A 14,260-nucleotide genomic window follows, 5' to 3' on the forward strand; every position below is an offset into this window, starting at 1 on the left:
ATTACGCGTCAGGCAACGCCTGGAACGGGGTTTCCTTGTCGGTGCGCTCCTTGCGGCCCAGGGCGGCGTAGCCGACCTTGATGGCGAAGAACAGGATGCTGAAGACCACCAGCAGGAACAGAATCGTCAGGCCCGCGTTGGTGTAGGCGTTGAAGATCACGTGCTGCATCTGCCCGATGTCCTTGGCCGGGGCCAGCACTTGGCCTGCGTCCAGCGCGGTGCTGTACTTCTTGGCCAGGGCCAGGAAGCCAACCGCCGGGTTCGGATCGAACAGCTTGATCAGGCCAGCAGCAGTGGTGCAGATCAGCAGCCAGACGGCCGGCAGCAGGGTGACCCAGATGTAGCGCTGACGCTTCATCTTGATCAGCACCACGGTACCGAGCATCAAGGCGATACCGGCCAGCATCTGGTTGGAGATGCCAAACAGCGGCCACAGGGTGTTGATGCCGCCCAGCGGGTCGATCACGCCCTGGTAAAGCAGGTAGCCCCAGAGTGCCACGCAGCCAGCGGTGGCGAGCAGGTTGGCACCCCACGATTCAGTGCGTTTGAGTGCTGGCACGAAGCTGCCCAGCAGGTCCTGCAGCATGAAGCGCCCGGCTCGGGTACCGGCGTCCACTGCGGTGAGGATGAACAGCGCCTCGAACAGGATCGCGAAGTGGTACCAGAAGGCCATGGTGTTTTCACCTGGCAACACCTGGTGCAGGATCTGCGCGATACCGACCGCCAGGGTAGGCGCACCCCCAGCACGGGCCAGGATGGTGTGCTCGCCGATGTCACGGGCGACGGCTTCAAGCTGCTCGGGTGTAATCAGGAAGCCCCAGCTGCTGACTGTCTGCGCCACCGACGCTACGTCTGCACCGACCACGGCAGCCGGGCTGTTCATGGCGAAGTACACGCCAGGCTCGATCACCGAAGCGGCGACCATGGCCATGATGGCGACGAACGATTCCATCAGCATGCCACCGTAGCCGATGTAGCGGGCGTTGGTTTCGTTATCCAGCAGCTTGGGGGTGGTCCCCGAGGAAATCAGCGCGTGGAAGCCGGACACCGCACCACAGGCAATGGTGATGAACAGGAACGGGAACAGGGTGCCCTTCCACACAGGGCCCGTGCCGTCGGTGAACTGGGTCAGCGCCGGCATTTTCAGCTCGGGGGCAATGATCAGGATACCGATGGCCAGGCCCACGATGGTGCCGATCTTGAGGAAGGTCGACAGGTAGTCACGTGGTGCCAGCACCAGCCAGACCGGCAGCACGGCGGCGACAAAGCCGTAGCCCACCAGCATCCAGGTGATCTGCACCCCGGTGAAGGTGAACGCCGGGCCCCATACCGGGTCCGCAGCGATCACGCCGCCCAGCCAGATAGACGCCAGCAGCAGCACTACGCCAACCACCGAGATCTCGCCAATGCGGCCCGGGCGGATGTAGCGCATGTAGATGCCCATGAACATCGCGATCGGGATGGTCGCCATCACCGTGAACATGCCCCACGGGCTTTCGGCGAGGGCCTTGACCACGATCAACGCCAACACCGCGAGGATGATGATCATGATCAGGAAGCAGCCGAACAGGGCGATGGTCCCCGGAATGCGGCCCATCTCCTCGCGCACCATGTCGCCCAGCGAGCGACCATTGCGGCGGGTAGACATGAACAGGACCATGAAGTCCTGCACCGCACCGGCCAGCACCACGCCGGCAATCAGCCACAACGTGCCGGGCAAGTAGCCCATTTGCGCGGCAAGTACCGGGCCGACCAAGGGGCCTGCGCCCGCGATGGCGGCGAAGTGGTGACCGAAAAGAATGTGTTTGTTGGTCGGAACGTAGTCCAGACCGTCGTTGTTGAGCACCGCCGGGGTGGCACGGCGAGGGTCGAGTTGCATCACCTTGGTGGCGATGAACAAGCTGTAGTAACGGTAGGCAACCAGGTAAATGGCCACCGCCGCGACCACGATCCACAAGGCGTTGATTGCCTCGCCGCGACGCAGGGCAACCACACCCAGCGCGCAGGCCCCTATGACTGCCAGCGCCAACCACGGAATGTGGCGTAGCAGGCTATTATTGTTGTTCATGGTTAGCTTCCAGCTGGTGGATTGGAAAGACCGCCCACCGAGTCTAGGGCGAGTCATCGCGCATTGCCACACTTGCTTTGGTCTAGAGCCTCTGCGGCCAGATTGCGGTACCTGATGCACATAACATTCTAACTATAGTCAGGATGTCACCTTAGGACCTACCCAAGGATCCATGCCATGAGCGATCACGACGAACGCCGCCGTTTCCAGCGTATCCAGTTCGACGCCCCGACCAGGCTTTGCCAGGGCGAACGTTGCTGGGAGGTGAAACTGCTCGACCTGTCCCTCAAAGGCCTGCTGGTCGAAAGCCCGAAAACCTGGGATCCCGACCTGAGCCAGGATTTCGAAGCCTACATCGTGCTCAACGACGAAGTGACCGAGGTGCAGATGCAGGTCGAACTGCGCCACGAAGAACCGAGCCGGCTGGGCTTCATCTGCCTGTACATCGACATCGATTCGATGAGCCATTTGCACCGTCTTGTGGAATTGAACGTGGCCGACAGCACCGAAATGATGCGCGAGCTGCGCGAACTCATCGAATAATGAAATCTCTTAGCTAGCTAATATCATTCCCACCGAGTGTTTCCTGTCTACCCAGACAGCTTTAAGCCTGGGTAGCAGAACTTTGTACACAGCTTTCCAATACAGCTTCTGACAAGTTGGTACGCCTTCTGCATTGGGATTTAGCACCCCATGCGGTCGTATCTGTGCGCGCTCCGATCAAAATATTGTATACAATTCTTGTGGCAATCATTTGAGGTAAGTGTCTACAGTAGCGGCACAACAATAAACAGAGAGCCTGCTCCATGACTACGTCCCCTAGCACGTCTCCCGCCAAGCGCCCCGAGGATGAAAACCTCGGCCTTGGTGCCAACCTGGCTTATGGTCTGCAGCATGTGTTGACCATGTACGGGGGATCGTCGCGGTACCCCTGATCCTGGGGCAGGCCGCGGGCCTGAACGGTGCCGAAATCGGCATGCTGATCGCCGCCTCGCTGTTTGCCGGTGGCCTGGCCACCCTATTGCAAACCCTTGGCCTGCCGTTCTTCGGCTGCCAGTTGCCGCTGGTGCAGGGCGTGTCGTTCGCCGGTGTGGCGACCATGGGTGCGATCCTCAGCAGCGAGGGCGGCGGTGGCCTGCCTGGCGTGCTTGGCGCGGTCATGGCGGCGTCGCTGATCGGCTTCCTGATCACCCCGGTGTTCTCGCGCATCACCAAGTTCTTCCCTCCCCTGGTGACCGGCATCGTCATCACCACCATCGGCCTGACCCTGATGCCAGTGGCCGCACGCTGGGTGATGGGTGGCAACAGCGCCTCGCCAGAGTTCGGCAGCGTGGCCAACATCGGCTTGGCCGGGTTGACCTTCGCCATCGTGCTGCTGCTGAGCAAGCTGGGCAGCGCGACCATTTCGCGCCTGTCGATCCTGCTGGCCATGGTGATCGGCACACTGATCGCCTGGTCGCTGGGCATGGCCGACTTCAGCAAGGTCACCGAAGGCCCGATGCTGGCCTTCCCCACGCCGTTCCACTTCGGCATGCCGGAGTTTCACATCGCCGCGATCCTGTCGATGTGCATCGTGATCATGGTAACCCTGGTGGAAACTTCGGCCGACATCCTCGCCGTGGGTGAAATCATCGACACCAAGGTTGACTCCAAGCGCCTGGGCAACGGCCTGCGTGCCGACATGGCATCGAGCATCCTGGCACCGATCTTCGGCTCGTTCACCCAGAGCGCGTTCGCTCAGAACGTCGGCCTGGTGGCCGTGACCGGGGTCAAGAGCCGCTACGTGGTGGCCACCGGTGGTGTGATTCTGGTGGTACTCGGCCTGCTGCCGATCATGGGCCGGGTGATTGCCGCCGTGCCTACCCCGGTACTGGGTGGCGCTGGCATCGTGCTGTTCGGCACCGTGGCGGCCAGCGGTATCCGTACTTTGTCCAAGGTCAGCTACAAGAACAACGTCAACCTGATCATCGTCGCGGCCTCGCTGGGCTTCGGCATGATCCCGATTGCCGCGCCGACCTTCTACCACCACTTCCCGAACTGGTTCGAGACCATCTTCCACTCGGGCATCAGCTCGGCGGCGATCATGGCCATCTTGCTGAACCTGATCTTCAACCACTTCACCACCGGCAACTCGGAAAACCAGTCGGTGTTCGCTGCGGCGTACGAGCGCACCATCCAGTATTCGGACATTTCCGCGCTGCGTGATGGCGACTACTTCAAGGACGGCAAGCTGTTCGATGCCGAGGGTAACGAAGTGCCGATGCTGGAGCTGGACGAGCATGGCAATGAAACGGTCAGGCGCGCAGCGGTTGCCGAGCATTGACTGCTGACTGAGCGGTGAGGTGGAGGGGGCCGATGCGCATCATCGGCCCCTTTTTCGTTTGCCTGTTCTGGCCTATTGCCGTCGATAGGGCCAGAACAGGCTACAAGTTACTCGAACAATGCATCCAGGGCTTGCTCCAGCCGGGTCACGGCAATCACCTGCAACCCCGCCGGTGGCTCTTTCGGCGCATTGCCCTTGGGCACGATGGCCCGCTTGAAGCCGTGCTTGGCCGCTTCCTTCAAGCGCTCCTGGCCACTGGGCACCGGCCGCACCTCACCCGACAGGCCGATCTCGCCAAACACCAGCAGACCATGGGCCAGCGGCCGATTGCGCAGGCTGGACATGACCGCCGCCAGCAGCGCCAGGTCCGAAGCCGTTTCCAGCACCTTCACCCCGCCCACCACGTTGAGGAACACGTCCTGGTCATGGGTAGGAATACCGCCATGACGGTGCAGCACCGCCAGCAACATGGCCAGGCGGTTCTGGTCCAGGCCCAGGGTTACCCGCCGCGGATTGGCCAGATGGCTATCGTCGACCAGCGCCTGCACTTCAACCAGCATTGGCCGGGTGCCCTCCCAGGTAGCCATCACCACGCTGCCTGGCACTTCTTCCTGGGTACGGTTGAGGAAGATCGCCGACGGGTTGGACACTTCTTTAAGGCCACGGTCGGTCATGCCGAACACGCCCAGCTCGTTGACCGCGCCAAAACGGTTCTTCACCGCCCGTAACAAGCGCAGACGGCCATCGGACTCGCCTTCGAAATACAGCACGGTATCGACCATGTGCTCCAGTACCCGCGGGCCGGCCAGCGAGCCTTCCTTGGTCACGTGGCCGACCAGGAAGATCGCCGTGCCGCTCTGCTTGGCGTAACGCACCAGCAACGCCGTGCTTTCGCGCACCTGGGCCACACCGCCGGGGGCCGATTGCAGCTGCTCGGTGAAAATCGTCTGGATCGAGTCGATCACCATCACCCTGGGTTTCTCGACGCGTGCCGTAGCGATGATGGTCTCGATGCAGGTTTCGGTCATTACCTTGAGCTGGTCCTGGGGCAGGCCCAGCCGCCGTGAGCGCATGGCAACCTGTTGCTGCGACTCCTCACCGGTGACATACAGCGCCGGCATGCCGACGGCGATGTTGCATAACGTTTGCAACAAAATGGTCGACTTGCCGATACCGGGGTCACCACCAATCAGCACCACAGAGCCATCCACCAGGCCACCGCCCAGTACGCGGTCCAGTTCAGTGCTGCTGGTGGTGAAGCGCGGGATTTCTTCGACGCTGACTTCGGCCAAGGTCTTGATCTGTGCCTGCTGCCCGGTCCAACCCGCGCGGCCGCTGCTGGGCGCAGCGGCGCCGCCGCTTTCGATCATGGTTTCGACCAGCGTGTTCCAGGCCCCGCATTCGCCGCACTGGCCGGCCCATTTGGGGAAGGTCGCGCCGCACTCGGTGCAGCCATACAAGCGCTTGGCCTTGGCCATGGGTGGGGTCTCCTGGAAAAAATCGCCATGATAGCCGAGCAGGACGTGTCTCGAACGCTTCGGGATGCGACAAAACTATTCGTTCTAACTGCAGTCAGTAGCCCTGAACACAACGCATGAAGCGTTTTAGTGGCTTACACTGCGTTAACCTTACCTTTTGTTACAAGGAACCAAACATGGGCATGCTCAACGAGTTCAAGGCTTTCGCGGTCAAAGGCAATGTCGTCGACATGGCGGTCGGTATCATCATCGGCGCGGCCTTCGGCAAGATCGTCTCGTCCTTCGTCGGTGACGTGATCATGCCACCACTGGGCCTGCTGATCGGTGGTGTGGACTTCAGCGACCTGGCCATTACCCTGAAGGCTGCCGAAGGTGACGTACCAGCGGTAGTGCTGGCGTATGGCAAGTTCATCCAGACCGTGATCGACTTCGTGATCGTGGCCTTTGCCATCTTCATGGGGGTGAAGGCGATCAACAGGCTCAAGCGTGAGGAAGCCGTGGCGCCGACTACGCCGCCGGTGCCTTCGGCTGAAGAGACACTGCTGACCGAGATTCGCGACTTGCTCAAGACGCAGAATCAGAATCGCTTGCCGTGAGGTAGCAGGGGGCTGCCTTGCAGCCCCCTGGCCTTACCAGTAGTTTTCGACCGCTACCTGCCCTGGCCGCTTGCTCAGGCTCAGTTGCAGGTCACGCGCTTTCAGCACTTTACGGGTTTCGTCGATCATTTCCGGGTTACCGCACAGCATCACCCGTGAATGCTCTGGCGACAGCGCCAGCCCCGCCGCCTTCTCCAGTTCACCATTCTCGATCAACGTGGTAATGCGCTGGTTCAACGCCCCTGGGTGTTGTTCACGGGTCACCACCGGAATGAACTGCAACTTGCCCGCATGCTCCGCCAGGTACTCGCGTTGCTCCAGCCCGGCGATTTCATCTACGTAGGCCAGCTCTTTGGCTTCGCGCACCGAGTACACCAGCTTGATGTTGTCGAAACGCTCCCAAGCCTCGAAGTCCTGCAGGATCGACATGAACGGCGCAATGCCCGTACCCGTGGCCAGCAGCCACAGGTCGCGACCACCGACGAAACGGTCGAGGGTGAGGAAACCGAAAGCCTGACGGTCGATCAGCAAGGTATCGCCCGCACCCAGCCGGCTAAGCTCGCTGGTGAACTCGCCACCGGGTACCACGATGGAGAAAAAGTCCAGATGCTCATCATGGGGCGCGCTGACCATTGAATAGGCGCGCCACACCACGCTGCCATCGGCCTTGGTCACGCCAAGGCGGGCGAACTGACCGGAACGAAAGCGGAACCCCGCATCGCGCGTAACCCGCAGGCTGAAGAGGTTCGGCGTCAGCGGCTGAACATCGAGCAGGGTCTGGCGGGTGAACTTTTCGGCGCTAGCGGTCATATCGGGCTCCAGGGTTGGCGTGTGCACAGTGTCGCTTAAAGTGGCTTGGATAAAAACCACCGCTTTGTAGGGCCTCACCAAGGGGGATCGTGCCGAACTGGCAGAAAACCCTAAGTGCTATAACAAAAAAATCCCAACACTAAGGTAGGACTTTCCTACAATCATCGGGTACCCAAATGGATTGGATCCTACGCCCCGAGGAATGTCTCGATGCTTCACTGGAAACCCGAGCATCTTCATGCGTTCGTCAGCGAGCGCAACCCGCAGAAGCTGTTCGACATCGCAGTCCATCTGGCTCAGGAGCTGGGCATGGATTACCTTGGGCTGAATATCCGCATCCAGATCGCCACGCAAACACCAAGGCTGTACCTCTACAGCAACTACCCAAGTGAGTGGATCGAGCGCTATCAGCGCGACGATTTCTACAAGCAGGACCCGGCAGCGCACATGAGTCACAGTTCGACCACCCCCGTACTATGGACTGACGACCTATACCGAGACGCCCCTCAATTTCGCGAAGCGGCCTGTCAGCACGGCTTGCGTCACGGCTGGACGCAATCACTGCACGACCTGCAGCACAACGAAAGCCAGATCAGCGTGGCCAGGCCTGCCGAAAAGATCGACATCGTCGAGCTTTATGACAAGGCCGGCAGCGTCCAGTGGCTGTGCCATACCCTGCATGCCGTGCTTGGCGAACACCACCTGAACGCACTGTGCCCACCTCAACCAAGAATGAGCGAGCGTGAACTGGAAGTGCTGAAATGGTCGGCTGCCGGCAAGACCGCTGCCGACGTTGCCTGCATCCTGTCGCTTTCGCAAAGCACGGTGAACTTCCACATCCGCAGCGTGATCACCAAGACCAACGCTGCCAACAAGGCTGGCGCCATCGCCATAGCCGCCCTGCGTGGCTGGATCTGACCTTCACACCTGCGACCTTGGGCAAAGCCCTGTAGAATCGCCCGGCAAAGCCCGGAGCGAACCGCAACGGGCAGTTTCGTACCCGAGCCAGACGCCATGCCCCTGTTGACCACCCCCTACGCCGAACTCGACCTGATCCGCCAGCCGGAGCAGGCCAACGACCCGCTGCAGGCCTTCGATGCCGCCGACGAGTACCTGCTAGCGCAATTGCACGAACAGGCACCTGACGCCAACTGCCGGGTACTGGTGCTCAATGACAGCTTCGGCGCCCTGGCCGTCAGCCTGGCGGGCCGCCTGCAGGTGGTCAGCAGCGGTGACTCACATCTGGCGCACCTTGGCCTGGAAAAGAACCTGACGCGCAACGGTTTGACGTTCGATAGCGTGCCGTTCGTACCGGCCAGCGAGCACTGGCAAGGCCTCTTCGACCGAGTGCTGGTACGCGTGCCCAAGACCCTGGCCCTGCTTGAAGAACAACTGATCCGCCTGCAGGGCCACCTGGCGCCTGGCGCGCAGGTGATTGCCGGGGCCATGATCAAGCACCTTCCACGGGCGGCCGGTGACCTGATGGAGAAGTACATCGGCCCTGTGCAGGCTTCGCTGGCACAGAAAAAGGCCCGCTTGCTGACCGCAACGGTGGCCGAACGCCCGCTCGCCCGCTCACCCTACCCTAGCCGCTACCACCTCGACGCGCCGGTGCTGGAGTTGGTCAACCACGCCAACGTGTTTTGCCGTGAGGGCTTGGATATCGGCACAAGGGCGTTCCTGCCCCACTTGCCCCGCGACCTGGGCAACGCGCGGGTAGCGGACCTGGGCTGCGGCAACGGCGTGCTGGCGATTGCCAGCGCCCTGGGCAACCCGGACGCTGAGTACACCTTGGTCGATGAGTCGTACATGGCCGTGCAATCAGCGCAGGAGAACTGGCGAGCTGCACTGGGCGAACGTGCCGCCAATTTCGTCGCGGCCGATGGGTTGGCCGGGGTAGAGAAACAATCGCTGGACGTGGTGCTGTGCAACCCGCCGTTCCACCAGCAACAGGTGGTGGGGGACTTCCTTGCCTGGCGCATGTTCCAGCAGGCGCGAGAAGCGCTGGTGGTGGGTGGGGCGCTGTACATCGTGGGCAACCGCCACCTGGGCTATCACAGCAAGCTGGCGCGGTTGTTCCGAGGGGTTGAGCAGGTGGCGGCTACGCCCAAGTTCGTCATTCTGAAAGCCCGCAAATAAGAGCCCGCGCCGCCCCTGTGGGAGCGGGCTTGCCCGCGAACACCGGCGAAGCCGGTGCCATCTATCGCGATGCCTGCTTCGCGGGCACGCCCGCTCCCACAGGCGCCCCCGCTGCTCTCAATGGGTGGTCAATCCCGCAGCCCCCATGAACAGCCGCATCACCCATGCCGCCACGCCCAGCGCGGCAACACTCATCGCCCAAATCAGCAGTAGCCAACCCAGCCGCTGCCACAGCGGTTTCTTGTCTTCCAAGCCATGTTTGCCCGTCATCATGCGGCCCTCCTAGTGATAACCGTCTTCGTGGGTCACCTTGCCGCGGAACACGTAGTAGCTCCAGAAGGTGTACATCAGGATGAACGGCAGGATGAACAGGGTGCCCACCAGCATGAAACCTTGGCTTTGCGGGGGCGCTGCGGCCTCCCAGATCGAGATCGACGGCGGGATGATGTTCGGCCACAGGCTGATGCCCAGGCCGCTGTAACCCAGGAAGATCAACACCAGGGTGAGCAGGAACGGCGTGTAGTGTGCATTGCGCGCTACCGCCTTCAGCAGCCCGTAGAAGGTCACCAGCACCAGCAGCGGCACCGGCATGAACCAGAGCAGGTTGGGCATGCTGAACCAGCGGTCGGCGATTTGCGGGTAGGCGATGGGGGTCCACAGGCTGACGATACCGATCACCGCCAGCAGCACCAGCGCCAGCGGCCGGGCCATGTCGTGCATCTTCTGTTGCAGCGGCCCTTCGGTCTTCATGATCAGCCAGGTGCACCCCAACAACGTGTAGGCAACGATTAGCCCCAAACCACAGAACAGACTGAACGGGGTAAGCCAGTCGAGTGTGCCACCGGCGAAATGGCGGTCGACCACTTTGAAGCCTTCGAGGAAGGCACCCAACGCCACACCCTGGAAGAAGGTGGCGACCAACGACCCCCAGATGAATGCCTTGTCCCAGATATGCCGCTTGTCGGCCTTGGCCTTGAAGCGAAACTCGAAGGCCACGCCACGGAAGATCAAACCGATCAACATCAGGATAAGCGGCAGGTACAAGGCCTCGAGAACGACGGCGTAAGCCATCGGGAAAGCCCCGAACAGCCCCGCCCCGCCCAGGATCAACCAGGTTTCGTTGCCGTCCCACACTGGCGCGACAGTGTTCATCATCACATCACGGTCCTGCTCGCCCTTGACGAAGGGGAACAGCATGCCGATGCCCAGGTCGAAACCGTCCATCACCACGTACATCATGACGCCGAAAATGATGATCACGGCCCAGATCAGCGGAAGGTCGATACCCATGGCTCAGTTCCCCTTGTTCAGGCTGGCAGAGGTGGCCTCTCGGCCATCATCGGCGGCGGACAACGGCCGCGCCGGAGTGCGTTTCTGGCCAGGGCCACCCGGCGTGTGCTCGTCACCTTCCCCGGTCTGCGGCCCTTTGCGCACCAGGCGCATCATGTAGCCAAGGCCGGTGCCGAACAGGGCGAAATACACCACCACGAAGGCCACCAGGGTGAAACCAAGCTGGGCGTAGCTGTGGTTGGACACGCCGTCAGCCGTGCGCATCAGGCCATACACCACCCAAGGTTGGCGGCCGATTTCGGTGGTGAACCAGCCGGCCAGCAGCGCGACCAGCCCAGATGGGCCCATCCACAGGGCCACATGCAGGAACGGGCGCGAGCTGTACAGCGTGCCGCGCTTGCGCAACCACAGGCTCCACAGGCCGACGAAGATCATCAGGAAGCCGAGCCCGACCATGATCCGGAACGACCAGAACACGATGGTCGAGTTAGGCCGATCCTCGGGCGGGAACTCCTTCATCGCCGGCACCTGCTTGTCCAGGCTATGGGTCAGGATCAGGCTGCCCAGCGCGGGAATCTCGACCTTGAAGCGGGTAGTCTCGGCCTTCATGTCGGGGATGCCGAACAGAATCAGCGGGGTCGGCTCGCCGGGTACGTTCTCCCAGTGGCCTTCGATCGCGGCAATTTTCACCGGTTGATGCTTGAGCGTGTTGAGGCCATGGAAGTCGCCAATCACCGCCTGGATCGGGGCGACGATAAGCGCCATCCACATGGCCATCGACAGCATCTTGCGCACGGCCGGGTTGTCACGCCCGCGCAGCAGGTGCCAAGCCGCCGAAGCACCGACGAAGAACGCGGTGGAAACGAACGCGGCTGTGGCCATGTGCATCAGGCGGTAGGGGAACGAGGGGTTGAACACCACTGCAAACCAGTCCACCGGCACCACCCGGCCATCGATGATCTCGTGGCCTTGTGGGGTTTGCATCCAGCTGTTGGAGGCAAGGATCCAGAACGTCGAAACCAGTGTGCCGAGCGCCACCATCACCGTGGAGAAGAAGTGCAGGCCACGGCCGACGCGGTTCCAGCCAAACAGCATGACACCCAGGAAGCCCGCCTCGAGGAAGAACGCAGTGAGAACTTCGTAGGTGAGCAGCGGGCCGGTGACGGCGCCGGCAAAGTCGGAGAAGCGGCTCCAGTTGGTGCCGAACTGGTAGGCCATGACCAGGCCAGAGACCACGCCCATGCCAAAGTTGACGGCGAATATCTTCGACCAGAAATGATAGAGATCACGGTAGACCTGGTTGTGGGTCCTCAGCCAGAGGCCTTCGAGGACTGCCAGGTAGCTCGCCAAGCCAATGGTGATGGCCGGGAACAGGATGTGGAACGACACGGTAAAGGCAAACTGCATTCGGGCGAGCTCTAAGGCCTCTATTCCGAACATGGTGCTTCCTCTTCAGATAATCCGGCGTCCGGGCTTGTGGCCCCAGTCGCCCACTGCCCCCACTGGGTCGAGTACGGCGCGTTGGAATTGTTCTGTTCGATCGCAGGGATTTCGGCCCAAGGGCCCGATCGTTACATCTGGAACGATTGATCCAGATCAACGACTGCTAGGAAGCATAGTCCCGAATGGCCTGACGGGCCGTGTGGTTGATTGCCGCGTGACCGGTTGCCCCACCCTCTTTCATAAACCGTGGAAAAGTGCAGACCTGGGCAAACAGTAACCGTTTGTTACAAACAGATGATACGCTGCCCACCCCTCTACTGCGCCGAGGCCCCTGGTTTCCGATGTCCGATTCCGCACCGCAGTTGTTGCGTCACCACCGCCCTTTCCTGGCCTTCTGGCTGGCCCGCGTGTTCACCGCCAGCGGCTTCCAGATGCTCACCGTGGCCATTGGCTGGCACCTCTACCAGTTGACCGGCAATGTGCTGGACCTGGGCCTGGTCGGTCTGGTCGAATTCGCCCCACGGGTGTTGTTCATGTTGCACACCGGGCATGTCGCCGACCGCTATGACCGGCGCAAGGTCGCTGCCTTGTGCCAGAGCCTGCAGGGGCTGATTGCCCTGGCGCTGGCGGTGGGCAGCGCGACCGACAACGTCACCCGCGAACTGATCTTTGCCCTGGCCTTCCTGCTCGGAGCCACGCGCTCGTTCGAAATGCCGGCAACCCAGGCCTTGTTGCCCAATGTGGTGCCACCTGGGCTGTTCCCGCGGGCGGTGGCGGCTTCGGCGTCGGCCACCCAGTCGGCCACCATCGTGGCGCCGGCAGTGGGCGGTTTCCTGTATGCGTTCGGCAGCATCTGGGTGTACGGCCCGACCGTTGCCCTGTACGCCATTGCCTGTGTGCTGACCCTGAGCCTGCAGGCACGCGGCCAAGTCGCCCAACGTGGGCGCGCCAGCATCGAATCGCTGCTGGCCGGCATCCGCTTCATCCGCAGCCGGCCCGATATCCTCGGCGCCATCTCGCTGGACCTGTTTGCAGTGTTGCTGGGCGGGGCCACCGCGCTACTGCCGGTGTTCGCCAAGGACATCCTGCTGACCGGCCCGATGGGCCTTGGCCTGCTACGCTCGGCACCCGCGGTGGGGGCGTTGCTGATGTCGCTGTGGCTGGCACGCTTCCCGTTCGAGCGCAAAGTCGGGCGGACCATGTTCACCGCCGTTGGCGTATTCGGCGTGGCGACCATCGCCTTCGGCCTGTCGACCTCGTTCTGGTTCTCGCTGGCGGTGCTGGTGGTGCTGGGCGCGGCGGACATGATCAGCATGGTCATTCGCAGCTCGTTCGTGCAACTGGAGACACCGGATGAAATGCGCGGGCGGGTGAGTGCAGTGAACGGCTTGTTCATCGGTGCCTCGAACCAGCTCGGTGAGTTCGAATCGGGGGTGACGGCGCACTGGTTTGGCACAGTGCCGGCGGTGGTGATGGGCGGGGTGGGCACCTTGGTGGTGACCGGGGTATGGATAAAGCTGTTCCCGACCCTGGCCAAGCGCGATCAACTGCACAGCAAGCCCACCAACTGAACGCCGTGGCCCGATCGCTGGCCGCTCAGAGCATCAAGGTCATGCAACGTTCATGGCCGCTGCGGGCCGTGTAGCCATCGCCACTGTCCATCCAGCCGGTGGCGCGGTACAAACCCAACGCCGCATGGTTGTCGCGGTCCACTGACAATTGCAGGCATTCGACATCCGGCCACATCGCGCGCACCACTGCCGGCAAGGCCTGCATGCACCCACGGCCCAAGCCACGCCCCTGCAAGCGTTTGTCGACCTGCAAGGCCGTTATCATCGCCGCACCAGGCTTGGCCCAGGCGGGTAGAAATGCCCCGCACTGAAGCAACAGCAACCCCTGCGGCACGCTGTCGAGCACAATCACCAGTGCACGCCGTTGATCGCTTTTGCAGTTGAGCAGCAGATACAACGCACTGGCCACATCACCGGCATGGCGTTGCTGCGCTGGGTGCAGCTGGATATCGAGCAATTGGGCGCGCTGGGCCTGGTTCAGGTCACGGTAGTCAATCAACTGCACAGCGCTGCTCCCACGAGGCCGCATGCCGCGCGGCGCA

The 14,260-nt window shown here is 62.0% G+C and carries 12 protein-coding genes and 1 pseudogene; 6 read left to right on the forward strand and 7 right to left on the reverse strand.

Annotated elements, in window-relative coordinates:
* Nucleotide 1: 1 nt before the first annotated feature.
* Entirely contained in the window at nt 2-2,068 is a 2,067-nt protein-coding gene (locus ACNQP3_RS24620; RefSeq protein ID WP_012274172.1) for a carbon starvation CstA family protein, read from the reverse strand.
* 177 nt (nt 2,069-2,245) lie between these two features.
* Here ACNQP3_RS24620 and ACNQP3_RS24625 point away from each other — a divergent pair, with 177 nt between their 5' ends.
* A complete protein-coding gene (locus ACNQP3_RS24625) occupies nt 2,246-2,611 on the forward strand; it encodes a PilZ domain-containing protein (RefSeq protein WP_012274173.1) in 366 nt (121 codons plus the stop codon).
* A 263-nt stretch (nt 2,612-2,874) separates the two neighbouring features.
* A pseudogene (locus ACNQP3_RS24630) lies at nt 2,875-4,391 on the forward strand (nucleobase:cation symporter-2 family protein).
* A 107-nt stretch (nt 4,392-4,498) separates the two neighbouring features.
* Here ACNQP3_RS24630 and radA read toward each other — a convergent pair.
* Nucleotides 4,499-5,869, reverse strand: a complete 1,371-nt coding sequence (radA, locus tag ACNQP3_RS24635; RefSeq protein ID WP_012274175.1) for a DNA repair protein RadA — start codon at nt 5,867-5,869, stop codon at nt 4,499-4,501.
* A 176-nt stretch (nt 5,870-6,045) separates the two neighbouring features.
* Here radA and mscL point away from each other — a divergent pair, with 176 nt between their 5' ends.
* On the forward strand, nt 6,046-6,465 hold the full coding sequence (gene mscL, locus ACNQP3_RS24640; protein ID WP_012274176.1) for a large-conductance mechanosensitive channel protein MscL: 420 nt from the start codon (nt 6,046-6,048) through the stop codon (nt 6,463-6,465).
* Nucleotides 6,466-6,498: 33 nt separating this feature from the next.
* Here mscL and ACNQP3_RS24645 read toward each other — a convergent pair whose 3' ends face one another.
* A complete protein-coding gene (locus ACNQP3_RS24645; protein WP_041166589.1) occupies nt 6,499-7,275 on the reverse strand; it encodes a ferredoxin--NADP reductase in 777 nt (258 codons plus the stop codon).
* Between the two features lie 210 nt (nt 7,276-7,485).
* Here ACNQP3_RS24645 and ACNQP3_RS24650 point away from each other — a divergent pair, with 210 nt between their 5' ends.
* Entirely contained in the window at nt 7,486-8,193 is a 708-nt protein-coding gene (locus ACNQP3_RS24650; protein ID WP_012274178.1) for an autoinducer binding domain-containing protein, read from the forward strand.
* Between the two features lie 96 nt (nt 8,194-8,289).
* Nucleotides 8,290-9,414, forward strand: coding sequence for a methyltransferase (locus tag ACNQP3_RS24655; RefSeq protein ID WP_060494109.1), 1,125 nt, complete (start codon nt 8,290-8,292; stop codon nt 9,412-9,414).
* Nucleotides 9,415-9,531: 117 nt separating this feature from the next.
* Here the strand turns inward: ACNQP3_RS24655 and ACNQP3_RS24660 are convergent, their stop codons facing one another.
* Genes ACNQP3_RS24660 through ACNQP3_RS24670 form a run of 3 tightly spaced genes read right to left on the reverse strand, consistent with a single transcriptional unit; the run spans nt 9,532 to nt 12,144 of the window.
* Entirely contained in the window at nt 9,532-9,687 is a 156-nt protein-coding gene (locus tag ACNQP3_RS24660) for a DUF2474 domain-containing protein (RefSeq protein ID WP_012274180.1), read from the reverse strand.
* A gap of 9 nt (nt 9,688-9,696) precedes the next feature.
* Nucleotides 9,697-10,704 carry a cytochrome d ubiquinol oxidase subunit II gene (gene cydB / locus ACNQP3_RS24665; RefSeq protein WP_012274181.1) on the reverse strand — a complete coding sequence of 336 codons (1,008 nt, stop codon included), beginning with the start codon at nt 10,702-10,704 and terminating at the stop codon, nt 9,697-9,699.
* Between the two features lie 3 nt (nt 10,705-10,707).
* Nucleotides 10,708-12,144 (reverse strand): cytochrome ubiquinol oxidase subunit I, encoded by a 1,437-nt coding sequence (locus ACNQP3_RS24670; RefSeq protein WP_012274182.1) that lies wholly within the window; start codon nt 12,142-12,144, stop codon nt 10,708-10,710.
* A gap of 344 nt (nt 12,145-12,488) precedes the next feature.
* On the opposite strand from ACNQP3_RS24670, the gene ACNQP3_RS24675 reads away from it, so the two are divergent.
* A complete protein-coding gene (locus ACNQP3_RS24675; protein WP_012274183.1) occupies nt 12,489-13,718 on the forward strand; it encodes an MFS transporter in 1,230 nt (409 codons plus the stop codon).
* Between the two features lie 25 nt (nt 13,719-13,743).
* On the opposite strand, the gene ACNQP3_RS24680 is transcribed toward ACNQP3_RS24675, so the two are convergent.
* Entirely contained in the window at nt 13,744-14,223 is a 480-nt protein-coding gene (locus ACNQP3_RS24680) for a GNAT family N-acetyltransferase (protein WP_012274184.1), read from the reverse strand.
* Nucleotides 14,224-14,260 lie beyond the last annotated feature (37 nt).

The organism is Pseudomonas sp. LFS074 (genome assembly GCF_047978165.1).
Taxonomy (GTDB): domain Bacteria; phylum Pseudomonadota; class Gammaproteobacteria; order Pseudomonadales; family Pseudomonadaceae; genus Aquipseudomonas; species Aquipseudomonas putida_P.